The sequence below is a fragment of the Micromonospora sp. I033 genome, assembly GCF_053890995.1.
Map to the genome: position 1 here is coordinate 73,930 of NZ_JBSSLX010000001.1, position 26,855 is coordinate 100,784.

Annotated in this window: 18 protein-coding genes; 12 read left to right on the plus strand and 6 right to left on the minus strand. The window is 70.7% G+C overall.

The window, feature by feature from the left end; translation table 11 throughout:
- Positions 1-72 precede the first annotated feature (72 nt).
- From ACW0Q9_RS00340 to ACW0Q9_RS00360, 5 genes are all read left to right on the plus strand, one after another.
- Positions 73-1,635, plus strand: a complete 1,563-nt coding sequence (locus tag ACW0Q9_RS00340) for an NCS1 family nucleobase:cation symporter-1 (protein WP_456177493.1) — start codon at positions 73-75, stop codon at positions 1,633-1,635.
- Complete coding sequence (locus ACW0Q9_RS00345) at positions 1,632-2,474, plus strand: nitrilase-related carbon-nitrogen hydrolase (protein WP_456177495.1); 843 nt, start codon at positions 1,632-1,634, stop codon at positions 2,472-2,474. The genes ACW0Q9_RS00340 and ACW0Q9_RS00345 overlap by 4 nt, the downstream gene beginning before the upstream one ends.
- On the plus strand, positions 2,471-3,874 hold the full coding sequence (gene hydA, locus ACW0Q9_RS00350) for a dihydropyrimidinase (protein ID WP_456177496.1): 1,404 nt from the start codon (positions 2,471-2,473) through the stop codon (positions 3,872-3,874). Before ACW0Q9_RS00345 ends, hydA begins: the two co-directional genes overlap by 4 nt.
- 13 nt (positions 3,875-3,887) lie before the next feature.
- Positions 3,888-4,880 (plus strand): TIGR03842 family LLM class F420-dependent oxidoreductase, encoded by a 993-nt coding sequence (locus tag ACW0Q9_RS00355; protein WP_456177497.1) that lies wholly within the window; start codon positions 3,888-3,890, stop codon positions 4,878-4,880.
- Positions 4,881-5,408: 528 nt separating this feature from the next.
- Complete coding sequence (locus ACW0Q9_RS00360) at positions 5,409-7,568, plus strand: S8 family serine peptidase (protein WP_456177499.1); 2,160 nt, start codon at positions 5,409-5,411, stop codon at positions 7,566-7,568.
- Between the two features lie 116 nt (positions 7,569-7,684).
- Here ACW0Q9_RS00360 and ACW0Q9_RS00365 read toward each other — a convergent pair whose 3' ends face one another.
- The 5 genes from ACW0Q9_RS00365 to ACW0Q9_RS00385 form a co-directional block, all read right to left on the minus strand.
- Entirely contained in the window at positions 7,685-8,410 is a 726-nt protein-coding gene (locus tag ACW0Q9_RS00365; protein ID WP_456177500.1) for a copper homeostasis protein CutC, read from the minus strand.
- Positions 8,407-10,533 (minus strand): dipeptide ABC transporter ATP-binding protein, encoded by a 2,127-nt coding sequence (locus ACW0Q9_RS00370; RefSeq protein ID WP_456177502.1) that lies wholly within the window; start codon positions 10,531-10,533, stop codon positions 8,407-8,409. Before ACW0Q9_RS00370 ends, ACW0Q9_RS00365 begins: the two co-directional genes overlap by 4 nt.
- Positions 10,534-10,546: 13 nt before the next feature.
- On the minus strand, positions 10,547-11,467 hold the full coding sequence (locus ACW0Q9_RS00375) for an ABC transporter permease (protein WP_456177504.1): 921 nt from the start codon (positions 11,465-11,467) through the stop codon (positions 10,547-10,549).
- Entirely contained in the window at positions 11,464-12,423 is a 960-nt protein-coding gene (locus ACW0Q9_RS00380) for an ABC transporter permease (protein ID WP_456177506.1), read from the minus strand. The genes ACW0Q9_RS00375 and ACW0Q9_RS00380 overlap by 4 nt, the downstream gene beginning before the upstream one ends.
- Positions 12,424-12,500: 77 nt before the next feature.
- Entirely contained in the window at positions 12,501-14,306 is a 1,806-nt protein-coding gene (locus ACW0Q9_RS00385; RefSeq protein WP_456177508.1) for a peptide ABC transporter substrate-binding protein, read from the minus strand.
- 288 nt (positions 14,307-14,594) lie between these two features.
- Between ACW0Q9_RS00385 and ACW0Q9_RS00390 the strand changes: the two genes are divergently transcribed.
- The 7 genes from ACW0Q9_RS00390 to ACW0Q9_RS00420 all read left to right on the plus strand — a co-directional run bounded on the left by ACW0Q9_RS00390 (position 14,595) and on the right by ACW0Q9_RS00420 (position 23,694).
- Entirely contained in the window at positions 14,595-15,740 is a 1,146-nt protein-coding gene (locus ACW0Q9_RS00390) for an ROK family transcriptional regulator (protein WP_456177510.1), read from the plus strand.
- Positions 15,741-15,752: 12 nt separating this feature from the next.
- Positions 15,753-17,222, plus strand: coding sequence for a M81 family metallopeptidase (locus tag ACW0Q9_RS00395; protein ID WP_456177511.1), 1,470 nt, complete (start codon positions 15,753-15,755; stop codon positions 17,220-17,222).
- Positions 17,223-17,226: 4 nt separating this feature from the next.
- Positions 17,227-18,186 carry an ROK family protein gene (locus ACW0Q9_RS00400; protein ID WP_456177513.1) on the plus strand — a complete coding sequence of 320 codons (960 nt, stop codon included), beginning with the start codon at positions 17,227-17,229 and terminating at the stop codon, positions 18,184-18,186.
- A gap of 130 nt (positions 18,187-18,316) precedes the next feature.
- Positions 18,317-19,870 (plus strand): GH25 family lysozyme, encoded by a 1,554-nt coding sequence (locus tag ACW0Q9_RS00405; RefSeq protein ID WP_456177515.1) that lies wholly within the window; start codon positions 18,317-18,319, stop codon positions 19,868-19,870.
- Positions 19,871-19,974: 104 nt separating this feature from the next.
- On the plus strand, positions 19,975-21,399 hold the full coding sequence (locus tag ACW0Q9_RS00410; RefSeq protein WP_456177516.1) for a M1 family metallopeptidase: 1,425 nt from the start codon (positions 19,975-19,977) through the stop codon (positions 21,397-21,399).
- 123 nt (positions 21,400-21,522) lie between these two features.
- Entirely contained in the window at positions 21,523-22,485 is a 963-nt protein-coding gene (locus tag ACW0Q9_RS00415) for a MerR family transcriptional regulator (protein WP_456177544.1), read from the plus strand.
- A 267-nt stretch (positions 22,486-22,752) separates the two neighbouring features.
- Positions 22,753-23,694, plus strand: a complete 942-nt coding sequence (locus ACW0Q9_RS00420; protein WP_456177518.1) for a LuxR C-terminal-related transcriptional regulator — start codon at positions 22,753-22,755, stop codon at positions 23,692-23,694.
- 159 nt (positions 23,695-23,853) lie between these two features.
- On the opposite strand, the gene ACW0Q9_RS00425 is transcribed toward ACW0Q9_RS00420, so the two are convergent.
- A complete protein-coding gene (locus ACW0Q9_RS00425) occupies positions 23,854-26,811 on the minus strand; it encodes a M4 family metallopeptidase (RefSeq protein ID WP_456177520.1) in 2,958 nt (985 codons plus the stop codon).
- Positions 26,812-26,855 lie beyond the last annotated feature (44 nt).

Consider the following 26,855-nt stretch of genomic DNA (forward strand, 5'->3'; position numbering starts at 1 on the left):
TGAACCGCCCACCAGGAGCGCGTGAGCCGGGTTGGTCGGCCAGTGTTGCGGCACCGTATCAGGAGGTGACCGATGACCGTCGAACCCCTGCCCCCGGCCGAAACCACCGCGGTCGAACCCGGCACGCAGATCACCCATCCGGACGGCCGGGTCGAGTTGCGCGACTTCTCCACGATCGCCGGCAGCCGCTACTTCAACGAGGAGCTCGCCCCGGTCCCGATCGAGAAGCGCACCTGGAACACGTACAACTTCGCGGCGCTGTGGATCGGCATGGCGCACAACATCCCCACCTACCTGCTCGCCGCCGGGCTCATCCAGCTCGGCATGAACTGGGTGCAGGCGTTCCTCACGATCACCCTGGGCAACCTGCTCGTCCTGATCCCGATGCTGTTGAACAGCCACGCGGGCACCAAGTACGGGATTCCGTTCCCGGTCTTCGCCCGCGCGTTCTACGGGGTCCGCGGCGCGAACCTCCCGGCTCTGCTCCGCGCGTTCATCGCGTGCGGTTGGTTCGGCATCCAGACCTGGATCGGCGGTGAGGCGATCTACGCGATCGCCGGGAAACTGCTGGGCTCCTGGTGGGTCGACGCGGCGCGGATCATGGACTACCCGTGGACGCTGTGGGCCTCCTTCCTCCTGTTCTGGGCGATCGAGATGGCGATCATCTGGCGAGGCATGGACACCCTGCGCCGCTTCGAGAACTGGGCGGCGCCGTTCGTCATCGTGGTGGCCGTCGCCCTGCTGATCTGGGTCCTGGTCGAGGCCGGCGGGCTCGGTCCGATCCTGTCCGAGCCGTCGAAGCTGGGCTGGGGCGCCGACTTCTGGAAGCTGTTCGCGCCGTCCCTGATGGGGATGATCGCCTTCTGGGCGACGCTGTCGCTGAACATCCCCGACTTCACCCGCTTCGGCGGCAGCCAGCGGCAGCAGGCGGTCGGCCAGGTCCTCGGCCTGCCCACCACGATGTCGTTCTTCGCCATCCTGTCCATCATGATCACCTCGGGCACGGCGGTGATCTACGGCGAGGCGATCTGGGACCCGATCCAGCTGGCGGCCAAGTTCGAGAACCCGCTGGTCGTCGCGCTGGGCCTGTTCACGGTCGTGGTCGCGACGCTGTCGGTGAACGTCGCCGCCAACACGGTCAGCCCGGCGTACGACTTCTCCAACGCCGCACCCCGGCTGGTCAACTTCCGGACCGGAGGGCTGATCACCGGAGTGCTCGGCATCCTGATCCAGCCGTGGCGGCTGGTGCAGGACCCCAACATCTACATCTTCGTGTGGCTCGGGTTCTACGGCGGCCTGCTCGGCGCCGTCGCCGGGGTGCTCATCGCCGGGTACTGGGTCCGCAGCCGCACGCGCCTCCAGTTGCCCGCCCTCTACCGTCCCGAGGGCCGGTACTGGTTCTCCGGCGGCTGGAACTGGGCGGCCATCGTCGCCACCGTCGTCGGCGCGGTCCTCGCGGTGGGTGGCGCCTACTCCGCACCGGGCAAGGGGCCGTTTCCCGAGGACGGGCTCATCCCGTTCCTCAAGCCGCTCTACGACTACAGCTGGGTGGTCGGTCTGATCGCCGGGTTCCTCGTCTACCTGGCGCTGTCGATGCCGCCGCGCGGCAGCCACGCGAAGGGGGAAATCAGGTGAGCAACATCATCCGAGCCGGGCTGGTGCAGCAGAAGTGGACCGGCGACAAGGAGTCGATGATCGCGAACGCGGTCGAGGCGATCCGCAGCGCCGCGTCGCAGGGCGCACAGGTCGTCTGCCTGCAGGAGCTGTTCTACGGTCCGTACTTCTGCCAGGTGCAGGACGCCGACTACTACTCGTACACCGAGGCGATCCCCGACGGGCCGACGACCGCGCTGATGCGTGAGCTCGCCGAGCAGCACGGCGTGGTGCTGGTCGTGCCGATGTACGAGCAGGAACAACCCGGCGTCTACTACAACACGGCGGCGGTGATCGACGCCGACGGCACCTACCTCGGCAAGCACCGCAAGAACCACATCCCGCAGGTGAAGGGGTTCTGGGAGAAGTTCTACTTCCGGCCGGGAAACCTGGGCTATCCGGTGTTCGACACCGCGGTGGGCCGGATCGGCGTCTACATCTGCTACGAACGGCACTTCCCGGAGGGCTGGCGGGCGCTGGGGCTGGCCGGCGCGAAGATCGTCTTCAACCCCTCCGCCACGAGCCGGGGCCTGTCGGAGTACCTCTGGCGCCTCGAGCAGCCGGCCGCCGCGGTCGCCAACGAGTACTACGTCGGCACGATCAACCGGGTCGGCGTGGAACCGTTGGGCGACAACGACTTCTACGGCCAGTCCTACTTCGTGGACCCGCGGGGGCAACTTGTCGGCGACGCCGCGTCGGACACGGAGGAAGAGGTCGTCGTCCGTGACCTCGACATGGACCGGCTGGCCGAGGTGCGCGACCTGTGGGCGTTCTACCGCGACCGCCGGCCGGAGACCTACGAATCGCTGGTGACGCCGTGAGCATCGTCATCCGCAACGGAACAGTCGTCAACGCCACCGGGGAGTACCCGGCGGACGTGCTGGTGGAGGGCGAGCGGATCGCCGCGCTCGCCGCGCCGGACTCGGGTCTGGCCGAGCAGTGGGCGTCCGGCGCCGAGCGAGTTATCGACGCGGCCGGGAAGTACGTGGTGCCGGGCGGCATCGACGGCCACACCCACATGGAGATGCCGTTCGGGGGCACCTTCTCGGCCGACACCTTCGAGAGCGGGACGATCGCGGCGGCCTGGGGCGGCACGACCACGATCATCGACTTCGCCGTGCAGGGCAAGGGAACGTCGCTGCTGTCCGCGCTGGACAAGTGGCACAGCAAGGCCGACGGCAACTGCGCGATCGACTACGGGTTCCACATGATCGTCTCGGACGTGAACGACACGTCGCTCAAGGAGATGGAGGCCTGCATCGACGCGGGCGTGAACACCTTCAAGATGTTCATGGCCTACCCGGGTGTCTTCTACGCCACGGACGGGGAGATCCTGCGGGCGATGCAGAAGGCCCGGGACACCGGGTCGATGATCATGATGCACGCGGAGAACGGCATCGCCATCGACCAGCTCGTCGCGCAGGCACTGGCGAGTGGGCGGACCGACCCGGTACAGCACGGGCTGACCCGGCCGCCCGAGCTGGAAGGCGAGGCAACCTCCCGGGCGATCACCCTGGCGAAGGTCACCGGCGCACCGCTGTACATCGTGCACCTGTCGGCCGCGCACGCTCTCGACGCGGTCACCCAGGCCCGTGACACCGGGCAGAACGTGTTCGCCGAGACCTGCCCGCAGTACCTGTTCCTGTCGCTGGACGACCTGGCCAGGCCCGACTTCGAGGGCGCGAAGTACGTCGCCTCTCCCCCGCTGCGGCCCAAGGAGCACCAGGCGGAACTGTGGCGGGGCCTGCGCACCAACGACCTGTCGCTGGTGTCCACCGACCACTGCCCGTTCTGCTTCAAGGACCAGAAAGAGCTGGGTCGGGGAGACTTCTCGAAGATCCCCAACGGGATGCCGGGCGTCGAGCACCGGATGGACCTGCTCTACCAGGGCGTCGTGAAGGGCGAGATCACCCTGCCGCGCTGGGTCGAGATCAGCTCGACCACGCCGGCCCGGATGTTCGGCCTCTACCCACGCAAGGGCGTCATCGCTCCCGGCGCGGACGCGGACATCACGGTGTACGACCCGACGGCCGAGCAGACCATCTCCGCCGGCAGCCACCACATGAAGGTGGACTATTCCGCGTACGAGGGCATGCGGCTGACCGGGAAGGTCTCCACCGTGTTGTCCCGCGGCCGGATCGTCGTCGACGACAACGCCTTCCACGGCGCCGCCGGGCACGGCACGTTCCTGAAGCGCGACCTCAGCCAGTACCTGGTGTGACGAGGAGTTGACCGTGGACTTCGGTGTCGTACTGCAGACCGACCCGCCCGCTCGCGACGTCGTGGCGGGCCTCGCCGCCGCCGAGGACAACGGGTTCCGCTACGGGTGGACGTTCGACTCCTGCGTCCTGTGGCAGGAGCCGTTCGTCATCTACTCGCAGGTCCTCGCCGCGACCAAGCACCTGATCGTCGGACCGATGGTGACCAACCCGAGCACCCGCGACTGGTCGGTCACCGCGTCCCTCTTCGCCACCCTCAACGACATGTTCGGCAACCGGACCGTCTGTGGGATCGGCCGCGGCGACTCGGCCCGCCGGGTCATCGGCCAACCGCCGGCGAGCCTGGCCACCCTCGGAAGCGCCATGCGCGTGATCAAGGAACTGGCCGAGGGACGCGAGGTCGAACACCACGGCACGCCGGTGCGCATCCCGTGGGTGCGTGACGGCAGGCTGGAGATCTGGATGGCCGCCTACGGCCCGAAGGCGCTGCGGCTGGTCGGCGAGCAGGCCGACGGCTTCATCCTGCAGACCGCCGACCCGGACATCGCCCGCTGGACGATCGGCACGGTACGCGACGCGGCCACCGCTGCCGGCCGCGATCCGGACTCGATCACGATGTGCGTGGCCGCCCCCGCCTACGTGGGCACTAACCTCGTACACCAACGGGACCAGCTGCGCTGGTTCGGCGGCATGGTCGGCAACCACGTGGCCGACCTGGTCGCCCGCTACGGCGACTCCGGCGTGGTGCCGAAGGCGCTGACCGACTACATCACCGGCCGCCAGGGCTACGACTACGCACACCACGGCCGTGCCGGCAATCCGTCCACCGACTTCGTCCCCGACGCCATCGTCGACCGATTCTGCCTGCTCGGCCCCGAGTCGGCCCATGTCGACCGGCTGCAGGAGCTCAAGGAGATCGGGGTCCACCACTTCGCCCTCTACCTCATGCATGACGACAAGGAGAAGACCCTCACCGCGTACGGCAAGAACGTCATCACGCACGTCTAGCGCGTCGCGCACGGCGGCGAGCGGCGACCCTGCGCCGGCGGGAGCGGCGCGGCGCCGCCCTGACCGCCGGGAGATGGCGCCCTGTTCCGGGAGCGCCGGCCGCTGTGCCTCGCGCCGGCGGCGGGCACCGTCTCACTGAATCTGCCCGACCGGCACCGAATGAAACGGGACGGAATTGTGCTGCCGCGTACCCCGGGATATCGCGGCAGGCAGGAAAACCACCGATTGGCCGCATCATCGCCGACGAGCCCCGGGCCGGCGACCGTCCGCGCGGGATCCGCCTGCTCAGCCTGGGCTCGATCCGATCGCGCGAGCACCCCACGACGCGTCGCGCAGAGCCGCCGCGTCAGGAGCGGCCCGGCTGTCCGTCTATTACTTCGCAGGTAGACGGAATTGTTCCCGAGGGCGTCTTGATCCGATATGGAGCGAGGGATAGTATCCGCGAAAGTCGATCTTGCAAAGGGGCTGAATGTGTCGACTGCGAAACGGATGAAAACGGGGCTGACCGCGGCACTCACACCGATAGTGGTGCTCGGCGTCGTCGCGCAGCCCGCCCGCGCGGAGGTGGCCGCGCCGCCGCCGATCACGTCCTACGAGGGGGATCCCGGCCGGCTCGGCGATCCCGCGAGCTGGCGCACCCCCGAGTTCAACCGGGACACCGGCCTGCTGTCGATGGGAGCCGAGTTCGCCTATGCCGCAGGATATTCCGGCACCGGGATGAACATCGGTGTCGTCGACTCGGGCGTCTTCGCCGGGCACGTCCGGGAGCACGGCAGCCTCGCCACGGGCTACGCGACCGGGGACCGCTACTTCTCGGTCGAGGCCGCCGGTGGCCAGACCGGCCCCACATCCGGCTTCTACGACCCGGCGTTCAACGACAGCCACGGCACGCACGTCAGCGGGACGGTCGGCGCGAGCCGCGACGGCGTCGGCGCGCCCCAACCCGCGGGACCCGCCGCCAACATGCACGGGGTCGCGTTCAACAGCAACGTGTACGCGGGCAACACCCACAAGACGGACGGCGTGCTCTACGGTCTCCTGCCGACGACCGCTACCCCCGCGCAGCGGCCGGACGACGCCTACATCGGTAACGTCTACCGGGCCGTGAACTCGGCCCAGACGGAGAACGGCAAGCCCGTCAGGATCATCACCAGCAGCTGGGGCAGCCAGCCCAACACGGAGAACTACAACACCTACGACACGCCCCCCGGCAGCCCGGCCGGCTTCGGCTTGAACACGGCCTGGCGCCTCTGGTCCACCCCGGACGGCGTGGTCGACGCCAACGGCAGCACCGTCCGCTGGCTGAACGGCGCCATCGAGGCCGGGCGCACTGGCACGATCATCCAGTTCACCGCCGGCAACAGTGGCTACGTGAACCCGTCGCCGCGGGGCGCCGCGCCGTACTTCATGCCGGAGCTCGAGGGCCGCTGGTACACGACCTCGGGGGTCAACCCGAACGTCGGGCGCACGCTCAACCCGGACGGTTCCGTCCTGGTCCCCGGCCAGCAGACGTTCAACCAGTGCGGTGTGGCGAAGTGGTCCTGCGTGACGGCGCCGAGCAACGGCATCAACAGCACGACGGTGTCGGTGGTCAACGGCGTGCCGGAGGCCCGCTACGGCAGTTCGTCCGGCACGTCCATGGCCGGGCCGCACTCGGCGGCGGCGCTGGCACTGATCATGCAGCGCTTCCCGTACATGACGAACGAGCAGGCGCTCTACACGATGTTCACCACCGGCCGGCAGAACAACACGATCAACGACGCGGCGGGCACCGCCGTGCCGAATCCCACCCGGGGCCAGATCGTGCAGATTCCGGACACCCGCAACGGCTGGCACACGGTCAGCCTGCGTGAGGCCATGAAGGGCCCGGGCCAGTTCCTGGGGCCGTTCGTGGCCGACCTGCAGGGACAGGACGACGTCTGGTCGAACGACATCTCCGACGTCGCGATCCGGGCGCGCCAGCAGGAGGACGTCGCGGAGGCGGCCGCGTGGGAGGCCACCAAGGCCGCCAAGGGCTGGACGAACGGGCTGCCCGCCGGCGCGAGCGACGCCGACAGGTCGGACTACGCCATCGGCGTGCGGCGCGAGCAGGCTCGCGACGCCCGCGCGCACGAGGGAAGCCTCACCAAGCGGGGCGACGGCACGCTGTTCCTCACAGGCGCCAACACCTGGCACGGGACGAGCACTGTCGAAGCCGGCAAGCTGTCGATCGTCGGCTCGCACGCCAGCGCGATCGACGTGTGCGGCGGCACGCTCGGCGGCAGCGGCAGCGTGGCGGGCAGCATCGACGTCACCGGCGGCGTGCTGCAGCCGGGCCTCTCGTCGGACGAGGCGGCGCGCATCACCGACGTGCCGGTAACCGCCGGCGACGTCCTGGCCGTGGGCGGGGACGTGACCATCGGGCGGGCGGGCCGCTTCGCCGTGACCGTCTCGGGCGACGGTGACTACACCAGCGTCCGGGCCGCCGGTGCGCTGGCGCTGGCCGGCGAGCTGGACCTGGACGTTCGCGGGCGGCTGACCCCGGGCACCGTGCTGACCATGATGAGCGGCAGCTCGATCAGCGGCGGCTTCCACGCACTGCCCGAGAACCGCGTCCTGAACGCGGGCGGTCACCTGTTCCGGGTGTCCTACCAGAACAACAGCGTGACCCTGACCGTCCTGCGCGCCCTGCCCACCGAGGCGCAGTAGCCCGTCGGCAGGGAAACGGTGGGCCGCGGCGCCGGAACCGGCGTCGCGGCCCACCGCCGTGCGGGACGTTGCCGGCACCGCGCCGGGCCCGTGTGGACGGCACGGGGGACGATCAGCTACTCCCGAGGAAGCGGGGCCGGATCCGTCTGGGCACGCGTGGCGGCGACGACCCTGCGTACCTCCTCGCCGTCGGTGGCCTCACGTCCGTCGCGCCGCACCGGTGCCCGCAGGTGCACCTCCCGCGCTCCGGTCTCCGCGAGCACCTGCCGGACGTTGTGCGACCGGACACCGCCGCCGGCGATGACCCGCAACCGGTCGCCGGCCCGCTGCCGCAGCGCGGCGATCCGCGTGGCGCCGGCCAGCGCGGTCGGCGCCCCGCCCGAGGTGAGCACGGCGTCGGCCCCGAGGTCGATGAGCTCGTCGATCGCCCTCAGCTGGTCGCCGACCTCGTCGAAGGCCTTGTGCACCGTCACCGGCAGCGGTCCCGCCGCCTCGATCAGGCGTCGCAGCACGGCCAGATCGAGGTCGCCGGCGGCGGTGAGGGCACCGACCACCATCCCGACCGCGAGACCGTGTGGATTGGGCAGGGCGCGGATGGCCTCGATGTCGGCGAGCATGACCTGCTCCTCGACCTCGCTCACCCGGAAGTCGCCGCCGCGGGGACGGACCATGACCCGTACGGCTGCCCTGCGCAACGTCCGCAGCGCGACCTCGACCGTTCCCAGGCTCGGGGTGGTGCCGCCCTGCCCGAGGTCGGCGCAGAGCTCCAGCCGGTCGGCTCCGGCGGCCTCGGCCACCAGCGCGGTCGGCACGTCGCTCACGCAGATCTCGACCGTGGTCATGCGACCGCCCCGGCCCGAGCGGACACCGCGGTCGACTCCGGACGCAGCGGGAAGTGGCAGGCCACCTGGTGCGCGTCGCCGGCCAGCGGCGGCTCGGTCTGGCAGATGTCCTGGGCCAGGGGGCATCGGGTCCGGAACCGGCATCCGGTGGGCGGGTTGAGCGCGCTGGGCAGCTCGCCCCGGATGGTCACCCCGTCGCGCGCGGTCGCGGCGTTCGGCGTGACGGAGGGGACGGCGTCGATGAGCGCCTGCGTGTACGGGTGCCGGGCGGCCCGGACCACGTCCCGCGCGGGCCCGACCTCGACGAGCTTGCCGAGGTACATGACGCCGATCCGGTCCGCCATGTAGTCGACGACGGACAGGTCGTGGCTGATGAAGACGTACGCCAGGCCGAGCTCACGCTGCAGGTCCCGCATGAGGTTGAGGACCTGCGCCTGGATGGACACGTCCAGCGCGCTCACCGGCTCGTCGCCGACGATCAGCCGGGGTTGCAGGGCCAGTGACCGGGCCAGCCCGATGCGCTGCAGCTGACCGCCGGAGAACTCGTGCGGGTAGCGCTCCAGGACCCGGCGCGACAACCCCACCTGGTCGAGCAGCGTCGCGATCCGCGCCCGCCGCGCCGCCGCCCCGCCGACCTTCTGGATCTCGAGGGGTTCGGCGAGGATGGCGTCGACGCGCATCCGCGGGTTCATCGCGGCGTAGCTGTCCTGGAACATCAGTTGGACGTGCCGGTGCATCCGGCGGCGCTCCCGTCCGGCCAGGCCGGCGATGTCCGTGCCGTCCAGGAGGATCTGCCCGGCGGTCGGCTGCTCCAGCCCGACGGCCAGCCGGCCCACGGTGGACTTGCCGCAGCCGGACTCGCCGACCAGACCGAACGTCTCACCCGGGCCGACGTCGAACGACACACCCGCCACGGCGCTCACCTGCCCGGCGGTCCGGCCCAGCAGCCCACGGCCGCGCGCGGCGTAGTTCTTGACCAGGTCCCGCACCGACAGGACGGGCGTGGCCACCGGCTCACCGGATCCGGCCGCCGCGCCCGCCGGCTCCGGCACCGGCTCGACCCGTACCGGGGTGGGCAGGCTGACCGGCGCGGCGGGCTCCGCCGGGACGGGGTGCAGACAGGCATGCTGGTGCGCGCCGGCCGACAGGGTCACCTCGGTGGTCCGGCACTCGTCGGTGACGTGCCGGCAGCGTGGCGCGAAGCGGCAGCCGGTCAGGGGCCGGGACAGGTCCGGCGGCAGGCCGGGAATGCTGTAGAGCCGGGCGTGTTCACCGGAGTCCCGGATCGCCGACTCGGGGAGCGCCTCCATCAGGGCCTCGGTGTAGCGGTGCCGGGGCGAGCGGAACAGCTCTGCGGTCGCGGCGGTCTCGACCACCCGTCCGGCGTACATGACGGCGACCCGGTCGGCGCGGCCGGCGATCACCCCGAGGTCGTGGGTGACCAGGATGACGGCCATCCCGAACTCTTCCTTCAGGTCGTCGATGAGTTCGAGGATCTGCCGTTGGGTGGTGACGTCGAGCGCCGTGGTCGGCTCGTCGGCGATCAGCAGGCGGGGTGAGCAGATCAGTGCCATCGCGATGGCGACCCGTTGCCGCATCCCGCCGGACAGCTCGTGCGGGTAGTTGTCGACGATCCGCTCCGGGCGCGGCATCCCGACCCGGCGCAGGATCTCGATGGTCCGCTCCCGGGCCTCCGCCCGGCCGACCCGCTCGTGCACGCGCAGCGGTTCGCCGACCTGGACGCCGATCCGCATGGTCGGGTTGAGCGAGGTGAGCGGGTCCTGGAAGACCATGCCCATCCGGACACCGCGGATCCGGCGTACCTCGTCGGCCGGCAGCGAGCGCAGGTCCCGGCCCTCGAAGAGGATCTGTCCCCCGGAGACCCGGCCGCCGGGCGGCAGCAGGCCCATGATCGAGAGCGCGGTCATCGTCTTGCCGCTGCCCGACTCCCCCACGACGCCGAGGGTCTCCCCCGGCATGACCTGGAGGTCGACTCCGTCCAGGGCGTGCACCGTGCCGCGGCGCAGCGCGATGTCGGTGTCGAGGTCGCGCAGTTCCAGCAGGGGCCGGACCACTGCCGGCTCGCCGGTTGCCGGCGCGGGTCGGACGGTCGATTCGCTCATTTTCTGCTCCTGCTCAGCGTCGCCGGAGGCGGACCTCGAAGGCGTCCCTCAGCCCGTCGCCGATGAAGTTGAAGGCGAGGACGATGAGGATGATGGCGATGCCGGGCGGGTACAGCAGCCACCAGTGGCCGCTGTAGGTGTCCGCCAGGCCGTCGGAGAGCATCCCGCCCCAGTTCGCGGCCGGCGGGGGGACGCCGAGGCCGAGGAAGGACAGGTACGCGACGTAGAGGATCGCGTCGGCGACCTGGAAGGTCGCGTTGACGATCACGGTCCCGATGGCGTTCGGCACGATGTGCCGGCGCACCGCCCGGCCGCCGGTGCCGCCCATCCCCCGCATGGCCTGGACGTACTCGCGGGAGCGCAGGGTCAGTGCGTCACCCCGGACCAGCCGGGCCGGTCCCAGCCAGGCGAAGGCGCCGATGATGAGGATGAGCATGGACACGCTCGGCGTGACGATGGCGGCGAGCAGCATGAAGAGGAACAGCGACGGGATCGACATCATCGCGTCGACGACCCGCATCATCGCCGAGTCCACCCAGCCGCCGGCGAACCCGGCGACGGCGCCCCAGATCGTGCCCAGGGCGGTGGCGAGGATCCCGGCGGCGAGCCCGACGATGATCGAGGTCTGCCCGCCGAGCATGAGCCGCCCCAACTGGTCGTAGCCGACCCCGTCGGTGCCGAGCGGATGCCCCTGCTCACCCGGGGCCAGGTGTACGGCGGTGAGGTCGGTGTGCACCTGGTCGGTGTGGTAGAAGAGCGGACCGAGGAAGCAGATCCCGGCCAGCAGGACGAACAGGCCCAGGCCCACCAGGGCGAGCCGGTTCTCGCAGAAGACGACGAACCCCTGCCGCCAGAGGCCGCGCACCGGCGCCTCGGTGTCGGCCGGCTGGTCGGGGACGGCACCTGGGCGGACCGCCTCGGTGGGTGTGGTCATGACGCGCTCCGCTGGAGTCGGACCCGGGGATCGACGGCGGCGTAGAGCAGGTCGGCGACGAGCGCGCCGACGACCGTCGCGATCGAGATGATGACGGTGACCCCGAGCAGGATCGGGAAGTCACGCTTGAGCGCCGCCTGCCAGAACAGGTGCCCCATGCCGGGGAAGTTGAACAGCGACTCGACGACCAGCGCCCCGCTGAACAGCGCGGGCAGGTACATCCCGAGCAGCGCGATGACCGGGAACAACCCGTTGCGCAGGGTGTGCCGCAGCACCACCCGCCGCTCGGAGAGGCCCTTGCTGCGGGCGGTACGGACGTAGTTCTCGTTGAGGTTGTCGACCATGGCGGAGCGGACGTACCGCGAGTAGACCGCGATGGTGACGATGGCGAGTGTGACCGTGGGCAGGACCAGCCCGGCCGGATCGGCGAGCACCTCCGCCACCGTGAACCCCTGCGGCGCCTCGGGCGGCAGGATCGGCCAGACCTGCGAGAAGAGGATGATCATCATGAGGCCCATGAAGAAGATGGGCGTGGCGTACGCCAGCAGCGACAGCGAGGTGATGGCGTAGTCGGGCCAGCGGTTGCGGCGTACCGCCTGGATCACCCCGAGCGGGATCGCCAGCACGATGGCGAGCACGGTCGACAGCAGCGACAGCACCATCGTCTTCGGCAGCCGCTGGCTGATCGCCTCGACGACCGACTGGTTGAGCTGGTACGAGTAGCCCAGGTCGCCCCGCAGCAGGCGTTGCACGTACATGCCGTACTGCTGGATCCAGGGCCGGTCGTAGCCCATGTCGTGGTTGAACGCCGCCAGCTGCTCCAGCGTCGCCTCCTTGCCGAGGGTGGCGCGTGCCGCGCCACCGGGCAGCAGGTGCAGGATGAGGAACGCGATCACCGTGACGAGCACGACGACGACGAGGGCCTGGCCCAAGCGCGTGATGAGGTACCGGACCACCTGGGCCCTGCCTCCTCCCCGGTCGGGGCCCCGGCGGCGCGGTGGGCGCCGCCGGGGCCGGGACGATCAGTGATCGGTCACTTCCAGGACCAGTCCTGGAAGTACATGAAGTTCATCGGGTCCTGCGGCTCGACTCCCTGCAGGCCGGACCGGTACGCCGAGACCTGGAACACCGGGTTCGGCATCCAGAGCACCGGCAGGTCCTTGGCGAGGAAGTCGTTGTACGCCTTGAGCGCGCTCTCGTCGCCGGAGAACTGCGTGGCCTCGATGAGCTTGTCGGCCTCCGGGTTGCTGTAGCTGCCCAGGTTCACCGGGGCGCCGGTGGCGAAGAGCCGCTCGCCGCTGGCGAAGGCCGGGTAGTACCAGCTGCCCTGCGAGCCGAAGAAGGACATGTCCCACGAGCAGGTGGCGTCCGTCGGCTTGCAGGCCGGGGTGACCGCGACCGAGTCGGGCACCTCCTTGATGGTCAGCTGGATGCCGAGCTTGGCCATCTGCGACTTGATCTCGGCGAACATCTTGGTCGTGGCGGCGAAGCCGGTCTGGCTGGTCACGGTGAGGTTCAGCGCCGTGCCGGCGGCGATGCCGTCACCGCACTGGTTCGGTCCGGTGCCCGGCGTGTGGCAGGTCGTCTGCCCGTCCGGGGTCACCTTCCAGCCGTGGCTCTCCAGCAGTTCCTTCGCCTTGGCGGGGTCGAAGGAGTACGCGCAGCCGGCGGCGTCGGCGCCGTTGGTGCCGGGCTTGGCCGGCACCGGGCCGCAGGTCGGCGCGGCCGTGCCGGACCAGATCACCTTGCTGATCGTCGGCTGGTCGATGAGCATCTGCAGCGACTGCCGCAGGTACGGCTGCTTGAACAGCACCCCGGTCTTCGGGTTGTTGAAGTTCAGCTGCAGGTAGGTGACGGACCAGCCGTACCACGGCGAGACCGTGTAGCCCTTGGACTTGAGGTAGCCCTCCTGGGAGAGGTTCGCCGCGGGCACGTACCCGTAGTCGATGTCACCGGCGCGCAGGACGTTGAACTCGGCGTCGTCGCCGGTGAACGGCCGGAGCACGATCTTGGCGAGCTTCGGCTTGTCCGTGCCGGAGTAGTTCGGCTGGGCGGCGAGGGTGACCTCGCCGTTCGGCACGTACTTCGCCAGCTTCCAGGGGCCGCTGGTGACCTTCCACAGCTCGTTGGAGTCGTAGGTCTTGGGGTCCTTGGCGGCCGCGGTGAGGAAGTCGAAGACCTTCTTCGCGCCCGCCGGGGTGCTGGACAGGTTGCTCACGGCCGCGCCGGCAGAGTCCTTGTCCCAGGCGTGCTGCGGCATCGGGGTGATCTTGTTGAGCTGGTTGTCGACGAACCAGGCGGTGTTGAAGACCTTCGTGGTGGTGATCGAGAAGGTCTTGTCGTCCTTGACCGACCACTGCGCGATGTTGTCCGGGAGGCCGCCGGCCCGGTAGGACGCCCACTTGTCCTTGTTCGCCTTGACCAGGTCGTACCAGAACTGGATGTCCCTGGTGGTGACGGGCTTGCCGTCGGACCAGGTGTTGTCCTTCAGCGTGATGGTCAGGGTCCTGCCGCCGTCGCTCACCACCGGCGCCTCGGCCATCGAGCGCTGCGGGTCGATGTTGTACTGCGCCGTGCCGTCCAGCTTGTACTGGTAGAGGGACCGGTACAGCGCCTGGCCGAAGATGGCGTTCTCGCCCTGGGTGAAGCCGGGTGCCGAGATCGGCAGGATCCAGTTGGGGGTACGGAAGGCGACGGTCGCGGTGTCCTTGCCCTGACTCCCGCCGCCCTTCGACGAACCGCTGCCACCACCGCAGGCGACCAGACCCGCTCCGAGGGCGACCGCGCTGGCTACCGCGACCGCGCCGCGGAGGGCTCGCCGGGGAAATCTGCTCCTCATGAATCTCCTCGATTGATGTGCACTGCCCCGCGTCTCCGGGCGCTACCTGCGGTGCCACGCGTTCGGCCACCTGGTGCTGCTCCTCGACGTTCGACGCGGAGAATGTATCCAGGCCGAAGTCTGTAGTCAACGAAAGTTACCCTCTTTATTCGGAGACTTCGGCCAGGGTACGATCTAAGTCGGCGAAGCATCGACCGAAACTCTTCGCGTGGGCTCCGGCGCGCACCCTGCCGGGCACTGCGACACTGAGGCGGCGCCGGAGGACCGCCCGAACAAGGAGAGGCACCCTTGGAACCATCGATCTCCGCCACGCTGCGAGACCAGACCCTGAGCCTGCTGGCCAGCGGCACGGTCACCTCGCGCGCCGACCTCATCGAGGCGTTGCAGGTCGCCCCCTCGACCGTCACGAGCGTGGTACGCCGGCTGCTGGAGGAGGGCGTCATCCTCGAGGAGGGGGTGGGCCGGTCCACCGGCGGGCGACGCCCCCGGATCCTGCGCCTGCGGGAGACCAACGGGATCCTCGCCGTCGCCGAGCTGGGCGGCCGGCACGCCCGGGTGGGGTTGTGCGCGCCCGACGGAGGGCTGCGCGCCACCGAGGAGGTGGCCATCGACATCGCCGCCGGGCCGGCGGAGGTGTTCGAGGTCGTCGCGGCGACGGTCGACCGGCTCCAGGCGGCGACCGCGCCCGGTCAGGAGTTGCTCGGGGTCGGTGTCGCCCTGCCGGGTCCGGTCGAGTTCCCCGGTGGGCGGCTGATCGGCCCGGCCCGGATGCCCGGCTGGAGCGGCGTGGACGCGAGCGCCCGCCTCGCCGAGCGCTTCCCGGTGCCGGTGGTCGTCGACAACGACGCCAAGGCGGCGGCGATCGGCGAGTACGTCACCCGGCGCAACGAGTTCGGCGACATGATCTACGTCAAGGCCGGCACCGGCATCGGCGCCTGTCTGGTCAGCGGCGGTCAGATCTACCGGGGCGGGCGCGGCCTCAGCGGCGACGTCACCCACGTCCGCGTGGCCGACAGCGGCGAGCGGGAGTGCTCCTGCGGCAGCCGGGGTTGCCTGGAGACCGTCGCCAGCGGCGCCGCCCTGGCCCGCCAGCTGGCCGAGCAGGGCTCCTCGGCGACCACGATCCGGGAGATCGTGGCGGCGGTCAGCGACGCCGACCCGACCGTGGTGACCATGGTGCGCCACGCCGGTCGACTGCTCGGCGTCGCCCTCTCCGGCCTGGTCAACTTCCTCAACCCCGACGCCGTCGTCATCGGCGGCGCGCTGTCCAGCCTCGACGTCTACGTGGCCGCGACCCGGGGGATGCTCTACGAACGCTGCCTACCGTCCATGACCCAGTCCCTGACCATCGAAGCCAGCGTCGCGGGCCCGGACGCGGCCCTGGTCGGCCTCGGGCACCTGCTGCGCACGACGACCGACGTACGACCCTCCTGAGGAGCAACACCCGTGCCCCGTCCCCTCCGCGTCGCCATCGGCGGCATCCACATCGAGTCCAGCACGTTCTCGCCGCACCTGAGCACCGCCGACGACTTCGAGGTCACCCGGGGCGATGCGTTGCTGGCGCGATACGACTGGCTCTCCCCCGCCCAGCCCTGGGCCGCCGACGTCGAGTGGATCCCGCTCGTGCACGCCCGGGCCCTGCCCGGCGGGGCGGTGGACCCCGCGACGTACGAGGCCTGGGCCACCGAGATGGTGGAGAAGCTGGCTGCGGCCGGCCCCCTGGACGGCATGCTGCTGGACATCCACGGTGCGATGACCGTCGTCGGGAGCGACGACGCGGAGGGCGAACTCGTCACCGCCATCCGGTCGGTGATCGGGCCGGAGCCGTTCGTCTCCGCCGCGATGGACCTGCACGGCAACGTCTCGCAGGTGCTCTTCGACGCCTGCGACCTGCTCACCTGCTACCGCACCGCCCCGCACGTCGACGTGTGGGAGACCCGTGAGCGCGCCGCCCGGAACCTGGTCGAGGCGCTGCGCCGGCAGCAGCGCCCGCACAAGGCGCTGGTCCACGTGCCGATCCTGCTGCCGGGCGAGATGACCAGCACCCGCGAGGAGCCGGCCCGGGGACTCTACGCGCGGATCCCCGACATCGAAGCCCGCGACGGCGTCGTCGACGCGGCGATCTGGATCGGGTTCGCCTGGGCCGACCAGCCGCGCTGCCGGGGCGCGGTCGTCGTCACCGGCACCGACGCCACCGCCACCACCGAGGCGGCCCGTGAGCTGGGCGGGCACTTCTGGGCGGCCCGCGACGAGTTCGCCTTCGTCGCCCCCACCGGCTCGATGGACGAGTGCCTCGACACCGCCCTGGCCGCGGTCGCCGATCCGGCCCGGCGACCGTTCTTCATCAGCGACTCCGGCGACAACCCGGGCGCCGGCGGCGCCGACGACGTCACCTTCGCCGTCGAACGGATGCTGGCCCGCCCCGAGATCCGCGACGGCTCCCGTCGTGCCGTGTTCGCCTCGCTGGTCGACCCGCAGGCCGTGGCGCAGATCGCCGACCAGCCGCTCGGCTCGCCGGTCCGGGTGACCGTCGGCGGGCGGATCGACTCCCGGGACCCGGGGCCGCTCCCGCTCGACGGGGTCCTGGAGGCGGTCGCCGACGATCCCGACGGCGGGCGGTGCGTCAGCGTGCGGGTGGGTGGGCTCAGCGTCTTCGTCACCTCGCGCCGGATGCAGTACCGCCTGCTGGAGTCCTACGCCCGGCTGGGCATCAAGGTCGACGAGATGGATCTCGTCGTGGTGAAGATCGGCTACCTCGAACCCGAACTGTTCGACGCGGCCGGAGACTGGCTGCTCGCCCTCACGCCGGGCGGCGTCGACCAGGACCTCGCGCGACTGCCGTACCAGAAGGTGGTGCGACCGGTGTTTCCCCTGGACCGCGACTTCACCGCGGACCTCACCGTGGTGACCGGGTGATCGCGTGACCCAGCCCGAAGGCCATTGCGTCCTCGCCGTCGACGTCGGCGGAACGACCATCAAGGGGGCCGTGGTCGGCGAGGACGGCCGGCGCCGGCACACGCTGACCGTGCCGTCGCGCGCGGACGACGACCCGGTCAAGGCGGTCCGGTCCCTGTGCCTCCAGCTGCGCGACGACGCGCTCGATCTCGGCGCCACACCCGCCGCGATCGGCGTGGTCACGCCGGGCCTCGTCGACGAGACGAACGGGGTGGTGCGGTACGCCGCCAACCTCCGGTTCCGCAACGTGCCGTTCCGCGCCCTCGTCGGGGACGACCTCGGGCTCCCGGTGGCGGTCGGGCACGACGCGCGGGCGGCCGGCGTCGCCGAGGCGGTGGCCGGGGCGGCCCGTGGGCTGGACAACTTCCTGCTGCTGCCGCTGGGCACCGGCATCGCCGCGGCGGTGGTGGTGCACGGCGAGCCGGTGCCGGGCGCGACCGGCTCGGCCGGCGAGGTCGGCCACATGCCGGTCCACCCCGGCGGAGAGCCGTGCAGTTGCGGGCAGCGGGGCTGCCTGGAGGTCTACGCCTCCGCCGGTGGGCTGGCCCGCCGCTATGCCCGGCTCGGCGGAACCCCGGGTTCGGACAGCCGAGCCATCGCCGACGCGGTGGCCACCGATCCGGTCGCCGCCGCCGTCTGGAACGACGCGACCCAGGCGCTGGGGATCGCCCTGGCCACCCTCACCCTGACCCTCGACCCGGCCCGCATCGTTCTCGGCGGTGGGCTGGCGGACGCGGGCGCGCTGTTCTTCGACCCGGTACGCGACGCCCTGCGCGCGGCCCTCGCATGGCGGACCCCGCCCCCGGTGCTGCGCTCCGCCTTCGGTGCGCAGGCCGCACAGATCGGCGCCGCCATCCTGGCCCGACGGCTCGCCGGCCTGTCCGTTCCCGACGGCTGGGGGGCACCGGAGCCAGAAGAAGGCTGACGCCGTCCCATCCCAGCCCGGCCCCACCACCTGCAGCTATGGACGAGCGGCCCATGCCTGGGCGTCCGCCGCGCGCTTACGCTTCGTATGGACGCGGCGTCGCGCCTTGGCTGGTGTCGGGAGGCGAGCCATGGTACGCAGAGGTCTGGCTGTGCTGCTGGGTACGGCGTTGGGGTTCGTGGGGCTGGTCGGGGGCGCCTCGCCGGCCCGGGCGCTGCCGACTCCGTCCGGCTACTCGATCACCGGCGTTGACGTGTCCTACTTCCAGGGACCGTCGTTCGACTGGGCCGCGGCAGCCCGGGGCGGCGCGAAGTTCGCCTACATCCGGGTCAGCGAGCAGGACGGCCGAGCGGTGCCGCACAACAATCCTGATCCCTTCTACGCCACCAACTTCGCCGGCGCCCGGGCCAACGGCCTGTACACCGGGGCGTACCACCGAGCCCGCCCCGACCTGAGCAGCGGCAAGCAGCAGGCGGATGTCCTGCTCGGCTTCGCCCCGTACGTCGCCGATGGACGCAGCCTCCCGCCGATGCTGGACATCGAGTGGCCCCGGCCCGAGTGGGGCCTGAACGACTGCTACAACATGACGCCCGGCCAACTGGTGGCCTGGGTCCGGGACTTCGTCACCGAGATCGCGGTGCGCACCGGCCGGCAGGCCATGATCTACACCAACAGGAACTGGTGGAATCCCTGCACGGGCAGCAGCCAGAGCTTCGCGGCGAACCCGCTGTTCATCGCCAACTACTCACAGAACCCACCGCCGTTGCCGGCCGGCTGGACGTCTTTCACCATCTGGCAGCACGCCGCGGGCGCCGCCATCCCCGGCTCCGACTTCTCCTCGGCCGATCTGGACGTCTTCAAGGGCGACCACGCCGCCCTGGCCCGGCTGCTCGGCGGCCCCGCGACCAGCCTGCTGGCGACCGTCAACAACCGCTACGTGACCGCGGAGAACGCCGGTTCCTCAGCCTTGATCGCCAACCGGACCGCGATCGGTCCCTGGGAGCAGTTCGACCGGATCGACGCGGGGGGCGGGTTCGTGGCGTTCCGCGCCCGGGTCAACGGCCGGTACGTCACGGCGGAGAACGGCGGCGCGTCGCCGCTGATCGCCAACCGCACCGCGGTGGGACCCTGGGAGAGGTTCCGCGTCGTCACCAACACCGACGGCACGGCCAGCCTGCTGGCCAACGCGAACAACCGGTACGTGACCGCCGAAAAGGCCGGTGCGCGGCCACTGATCGCCAACCGCACCGCCATCGGCCCCTGGGAGAAGTTCCGCGTCGTCACGCCGCCGGCCGCGGTCAATCTGCTCTCCACCGTGAACCTCCGATACGTCACGGCGGACGCCGGCGGCGCCTCGGCCTTGATCGCCAACGGGACCACGACCGGCCCGGCGCAGCAGTTCGACCAGGTCGACGCCGGGGGCGGGTTCGTGGCGTTCCGCGCCCGGGTCAACGGCCGGTACGTCACGGCGGAGAACGCCGGCGCCTCGCCGCTGATCGCCAACCGCACCGCGGTCGGCTCCTGGGAGAAGTTCCGCCTCATCACCAACACCGACGGCACGGCCAGCCTGCTGGCCAACGCGAACAACCGGTACGTGACCGCCGAGCAAGCCGGCACCCGGCCACTGATCGCCAACCGCACCGCCATCGGCCCCTGGGAGAAGTTCGTCCGGCTGACCGGTTGACCGCCGAGACCCTCGCCGCACTGCCGTGGCTGGCCTGTAGACCTTGACGATCCCCGTTCGGTGCGGGTGGATGGTGCCAGGGCAGTCCAAGGGAGAGGGTTCACATGACATTCCCACGCTTGCGCGGTGCCGCGCTGGCCACGGTCGCTGTGGTGACCATCGGGTCGATGGTGGTACCGGACGCGGCCGGCGCAGCACCTGGCAACCCCGCAGCCCCTCGCTACTCGGCCGGTGCCGCGAGCGTCGGCGACCCGTACTTCCCGGCCGAGGGCAACGGCGGATACGACGTCCAGCACTACGACCTCAACTTCTCCTACGACCCGGCAACCCGGTTCATGGCCGCCACCGCCACCATCACCGCGATCGCCACGCAGGATCTCGACCGGTTCAACCTGGACTTCCGCGGTCCGGAGATCTCGTCGCTGACGGTCAACGGGCACGCGCACGACTTCGTCCGGGACGGCCAGGAACTGGTCGTCACGCCGCGCCCGAAGCTCAGGACCGGGCAGGCCTTCACCGTGGTGGTGAGGTACGCCGGCGTACCGGGTCCGATCACCGACCCGGACGGGTCGATCGAGGGCTGGGTGCCCACCGACGACGGCGCCTTCGTCGTCGGGGAGCCGCAGGGCACGCCGGCCTGGCTGCCCACCAACGACCACCCGACCGACAAGGCCACCTTCCGGTTCACCGCGAAGGTGCCGGAGGGGCTCACCGCCGTCGGCAACGGCCAGCTCCTGTCCCAGGAGACCCGGGACGGCTGGACCACCTTCACCTGGGACTCGACCGAGCCGATGGCCACCTACCTGGCGACGATCACCATCGGCAACTTCGTGGTCACGGAGTCGACCACGCCGAGCGGGATCCCCGTGTACGTCGCGATCGACCCGCGGCAGGTCGCCGGGTCCGCCGCCGCGGTCGCGCAGATCCCCAAGATGATCGACTTCTTCTCCTCGATGTTCGGCCCGTATCCGTTCGCCTCGACCGGCGCGATCATCGACCGGGCCCCCGACGTCGGCTACGCCCTGGAGACCCAGACCAAGCCGATTTTCTCCAGCGCGGCGAGCGTCGGCACGATGGCGCACGAGCTGGCACACCAGTGGTACGGCGACTCCGTCTCCCCGCAGCGTTGGTCGGACATCTGGCTGAACGAGGGCTTCGCCACCTACGCCCAGTGGATGTACACCGAGTACAACGGCGGCGCGTCGGTCGGCCAGACCTTCAACAGCAGCAGCAACTACGGTCGGGCCGCGTCGTCGTCGTTCTGGCAGATCGTCCTCGCCGACCCGGGCCCCGAGGACATGTTCAGCAACATCCCGTACAACCGGGGGGCGATGACCCTGCACGCGTTGCGCGGCAAGATCGGTGACGACGCCTTCTTCCGCATCCTGCGCGAGTGGGCGGCCAGCCACCGGTACAGCCACGCCGCAACGGCCGACTTCATCGCTCTGGCCGAGCGGGAATCCGGGCAGGACCTCACTGCCTTCTTCGACGTGTGGCTGTTCCAGAAGGGCAAGCCCACGACCTGGTGACGGAGGTGGGGTCCCGCGACCGAAACGGTTGCGGGACCCGCCTACGTGAGCCGCTCGGCTTCGGCTGTCGCATGCTTGACCTTGCCCTGGAGGGCAGGGTCTACGGTCGCGGCGGAGGTGAGCATGCAGATCAGCCAGATCGCCAGCCGCGCAGGTGTGAGCACCAAGGCGGTTCGCTACTACGAGGGACTGGGCCTCATCGCGCCACGGCGCCTGCCCAACGGGTATCGCGACTATGACGAGCACGACGTCCGTGTGGTCCGTGAGATCAAGACCTTGACCGGCCTTGGCGTCGCGGCCGAGCAGTGCCGTCCCTTCGTGGAGTGCCTGAGCGCAGGACACGACCACGGCGACGACTGCCCGGCATCGCTGGCCGGATACCGGGACGCCATCGACGACCTGACCCGACGTATCAGCGGACTCGTCTCGCGGCGCGATGCGCTGCTGACACATCTGCACACGGCCGCGAACCGCGGCAACCACATGTCGTCTCCTGGTCAGACAGGAGACGGCCACATGACCGACCTGGGGTACCTTCCCAGCGAACTGCCCGTCCCCGAGGACGACGGCGCCACGGCTCACGTGCCGGGACTGCCCATGCCCCCGCTCGGCCTCACCGCCACGAACGGCGACCAGATCGCCCTCGACCGGCTGGCGGTCGGACGGACGGTGATCTACCTCTATCCCCTGACCGGTCGGCCCGGGATCGACCTGCCCGACGGCTGGGACGCCATTCCCGGCGCACGCGGATGCACCCCGGAGGCCTGTGCCTTCCGCGATCACCACCGTGACCTCCTCGATGCCGGAGCGACCGCTGTCTACGGGCTTTCGAGTCAGACGACCGAGTACCAGAGCGAGGTCGTCGAGCGCCTGCACCTGCCCTTCGCGATGCTGTCCGATCCCACGTTCGCCCTCGCCGAGGCACTGCGGCTGCCCACCTTCGACGCGGGTGGCCAGCGCCTCTACAAGCGCCAGACCCTGATCGTGCGCGACGGCGAGGTCGAGCACGTCTTCTATCCGATCTTCCCGCCCCATGAGCATGCGGCCAAGGTCCTCGACTGGCTCACCTCCCGATCAAACGGCTGACGCGCCGTCTCGGTTTCCCGGCTCGACGGCCATCGGCTGGTACGGGCGTCCTCGGTTGCCCTTCCGGCTGGTACAACTGCACCGGCTGCACAGCAGCCTGGGCCACCGCAGTCCCGCCGACTACGAGGCCGCCCTGACGGCCTGACCACCACACCGATGGTGTCCGCCGAAGCGGAACACGCTCAGACCACAGGAGTGTCAGAACGTATGGACGGAACTGCGGGCAGCCCGTGGGCGGTAACCGGTCTGGATCCACTCGCCGGGCGGGTGTTGGAGCACCTGGTGACCGTGCCGTCGGCGGACGTCACCGAGGTGGCGGCGGCGGTCGGGGTGCCCCCGTTGGAGGCGGAACGAGCGCTGCGGCACCTTACGGACTCCGCACTGGTTCTGCAGATCGAGGGAACGGCACCGCGATGGGCGGCCGGTCCCCCGCGGTCATCGCTCAGCGCCCTGCTGGCCCGGCGGCGGGCCGAACTGGCCCGCGTCGAGGGCCTCGTGGAGCGGCTTCACGAGGTGTACGAGGCGGTGTCCGGGCCGCGCGCTGCGCACCTGGTGGAGGTGCTGGAGCGTGAGGACGAGGTGCCGGCGCGCTACGGTCAGCTGCTGAAGGGGAGTTCGGTCGAGGTACTGCATCTGGCCAAGCCGCCGTATGTGACGGCCACGCAGGCGTCCGTCGGGGAGCCGGGAGTGGCGGCCGGGGTGCGGATGCGCTCGGTGTACGAGACGGAGGGCTTCACCGACGCGGTGTCGCTCAGGACGGCGCTGCGCGGGACGGGTCAGGGCGGGGAACTGCGGCTGGCGTCACGGCTGCCGGTGAAGTTGGTGGTGTTCGACCGGGCTGCGGCTCTGCTGCCGGTGCGCGGCGACCGCCCCGCGGCGGGTTCGCTGGTCGTGCACTCCCCCGCGTTGGTGGTGGCGCTGGTGGCGCTGTTCGAGAGCGTGTGGGAACGCGCCGACCCGGTGTCGCTGGCGAGCCGACACGGGCCCGCCCCGAAGGGCAGTCTGACGACCGCGGGCCCGGACCGGCGCACACGGGAAATCCTGCACATGATGGCCACCGGGATGAAGGACGAGGCGATCGCACGCGTGCTCAAGGTGAGCCGCCGTACCGTGCAGAAACATGTCAGCGATGCGGGTTCCATGCTCGGCGCCCGGACCCGGTTCCAGATCGCGCTGCTGGCGGCCGAGCGGGGGTGGCTGAAGGGGTAGGTGAGGACGGGATGCCGCACCGGGCCTGCCGGTCCGGCACCCGCAGCCGCCGCTCGTTCAATCCCTTGTTTGCCAGGGCACATCCCGAAGACGACGGCGCGCCGGGACCGCCGTTCGGGGTCCCGGCGCGCCGTCGTGCGGCGCGCTCCTAGCAGGGGCTCACTCGCAGGACCTGGCTCCCTTCGCGTACGCCAGGCCGAAGCCGCCCGCCGACGAGTCCATGAAGATCACCTCGCGCCCCGCGCCCGCCGTCGCGAACATCTGCGCGCCCGGGCTGCACGACGCCGGGCCGACGTACGTTCCGTCGAACGTGTACTGCTTGAGCTTCGGGTTGAGCGAGTTGTCCGGGTAGCCGCCGGTCCCGAGCCAGAGGTCCACGGGGGCCTCCTCGGTGACCGTCAGCATCGTGTCGGACAACGTGAGGACGTCGGCGCGGATCGCCTGCGGGGAGTTCTCCTCGAAGAGCAGGTGACTCGTGCCGGTGGCGAAGTCGAAGAGCCGCACGGAGTCGTTGAACGTCCCCTGGCTCCACTCGCCGTCGACGTACCTGCCGTAGTCACGGTTGATCACCCAGGCGACGCCGGTGCCGGACACCTGGGGGTAGCTCATCGTCTCGGCGCCAGGGTCACCGCCGGCGAAGGTCGTCGTACCCGTCGCGACGTCGTACACCTCGACGCCCAGCGACCACCAGTTGCCGTTGGCGTCGGGCTGCGGGTAGTCCTCGTAGCGGACGTAGGAGATCTTCCCGTTCCTGACGCTCGGCGCCGTCGCGTTCCCGAGCCAGTCGGGGTGGGCGAGGGTGTGGACGGTCCGCGAGCCGCCCTGCAGGTAGCGCACGACGTCGCGGTACCCCTGCTCCGGGTCGTACTGGCTCCACGCGACGACGCTGCCGTCGAAGCCCAGGCCGTCGACCCGGTACGGGGAGCTGTAGAGCTCCTCGACGTCGCCGCCGCCGACGGGCGCCGACAGGATGCGGTTGGTCTCCCACGTCGGCGAGTCGGGGTCCACCTCGATCGACAGCCACACGACCCGCTTGCCGTCGGTGTGCGGGAAGCTGTGCGGGTTCCCGTCGTCCGGGGAGATCCGGTACGGCGCGACCTTGCCGTCGGTGCGGCCCACCCAGATCGACGGCGGCTGGGTGTGGTTCGCGTCCGAGCGCGGCACGGTGAACCAGCCGCCGGCCATGCTCGCCGTCATGTCGACGTACATCCCGGTGTTGAGCCGGTCGACCAGGAGGTCGGTGTTCTTGCCGTACAGGTTCGCCTTCCACTTCGCGGTGATCCCGCGCGAGTCGAACGCCGCCTGCACCGCCTTGACGTCCTTGTTGCTCAAGCCGAAGGACTTGGCGGAGGCGAGCACCGCGTCGCGGGCGTCGACGAAGTCGGACATGGGCGTGAGGTAGTCGGTGAGCGCCCGGTAGACGATCTTGTCGGCAACCGGGCCGCCGAACGCCTGACGCAGGTCCCACAGCGCCCCGGACACGATCGTCGAGTTGAGGTGCACGCCGCCGTCGTCCATCTGCGGCGTGTCCATGAGGTGCTGGAAGTCCGCCGTGGTGGCGCCGTCGTCGAGGTTGCGCAGGGCGCACTTGGTGGGCGTCAGGGTGCGGCAGAGGTCGCCGCCGATCAGGCTCGCCTCGGGGTCGGACATCGGCGTGCCCGCCGCGTCGAGGTCGATGGCGTTGCCGAAGTAGTCGGCGATCGCCTCGTTGAGCGCGCCCGGCTGGCCGGCGTAGACGAGGCTGGCGGAGTTCTCCACCACACCGTGCGTCATCTCGTGGCCCACGACGTCCAGGTCGGCGGCCAGCGGCAGGTACTCGTCGTCGCCGCTGCCGTACACCATGCGGGTGCCGTCCCAGTACGCGTTGACGAACGGGTAGCCGCCGTAGGTGATGCCGACGATCGAGTTGATCGGCATGCCGTCGCCGTCCAGGCTGTTGCGCCCGAGCTGCGTCTGGAACCACTCGAAAACCTTCGCTGCGTCCCAGGCCGCGTCCACGGCGCCGGCGTCGGTCAGGTCCGCGCCGAGGGTGCTCGACGGCGACGCGAACGGTCCCACGCCCTCGGGCAGCTGGCCGTCGAGCAGTTCGTAGTAGTCCCGGCCCCGAGCGTCCCAGGTGGTGATCGGCACCGTCCGGCCGTCCGGGAGGGTGTGCGTCTGGTCGATCATGAGGTAGGAGCCGGCGTCGTCGATCCGCACGAGCGGGACCGACAGCGTGGCGCCGTGCAGGCTCGTGCCCTCGCCGACGACCGGCGTCGTGCCGGTGCCCGGCGGGGCCGGCTCCGTCACGGCCCGCGGCGCGACGGCGCTGCCGCCGGCGGCCAGGGCGGCGGCCTGCTGCGCGGTGGCGAACGACTTGATCCGGCTGACGCTGAGCAGCGTCACGCCGTTCGTCGCGCCCACGTACACGTCGCGGAGCACGGGCTGGCCCGTGACGACGTCCTTGCCCTTGACCAGCACGCGCCGGGCGAGCACGCCGGTGCCGGTCGGCATGACCACGAGCCCCTGGTCGGTGCCGGTGAGGTCGGTGTGGGCCGCATCGGGCTTCGTGCCGGGCCGCGGGGCGCCGGCCACGACGGCCGCGCCGGGGTGCAGGCTCTTGCGTACGTCCTCGACCGCTCGGGAGATCGCGACGTTCGCGGGCATCCGGGTGGCCGTCGTGTCGACGTCGAGGTCCGTGAAGTAGCTGCCCGACGTGCCGGTCACCGTGCGCTTGCCGGCCTTCTTCTCCATCCGCACCACGTACTGGGCGCCGAACACCGGCAGGCCCTTGTACTTCTGGTTCAGCCGGACCGTCTCCCGCGCGCCCTGCGTGTCGACGCTCGCCGTGGTGAGCGTGCCGGCCGCGTCGGCGATCTTGTAGCGGTCCTTGTGGCCCGCGAGGTGGGCCTTGGCGGCCTTGTCCGGTGCGATCGTGGCGTCGACCGGGTCGGCGAGGTCGTCCACGAGCGCAGGGGTGTCCGTGCCGGGCGCCACGGTGGCCGGGACGGAGGCCTCCGCGGCCGTCGTCGCGCCCGTCGGCGATGAGGGCGCCGCGTTCGCGGCCTGGGCGGTGGTTCCGAGGAGGGCGGCCGCCGCCAGGATGGCGAGGGCGGGTGGTGCCTTGAGTCTGCGCATCTGTGCTCCTGCAAGGTGTCCAGCGCCCGGCCGACTCCTTGCGG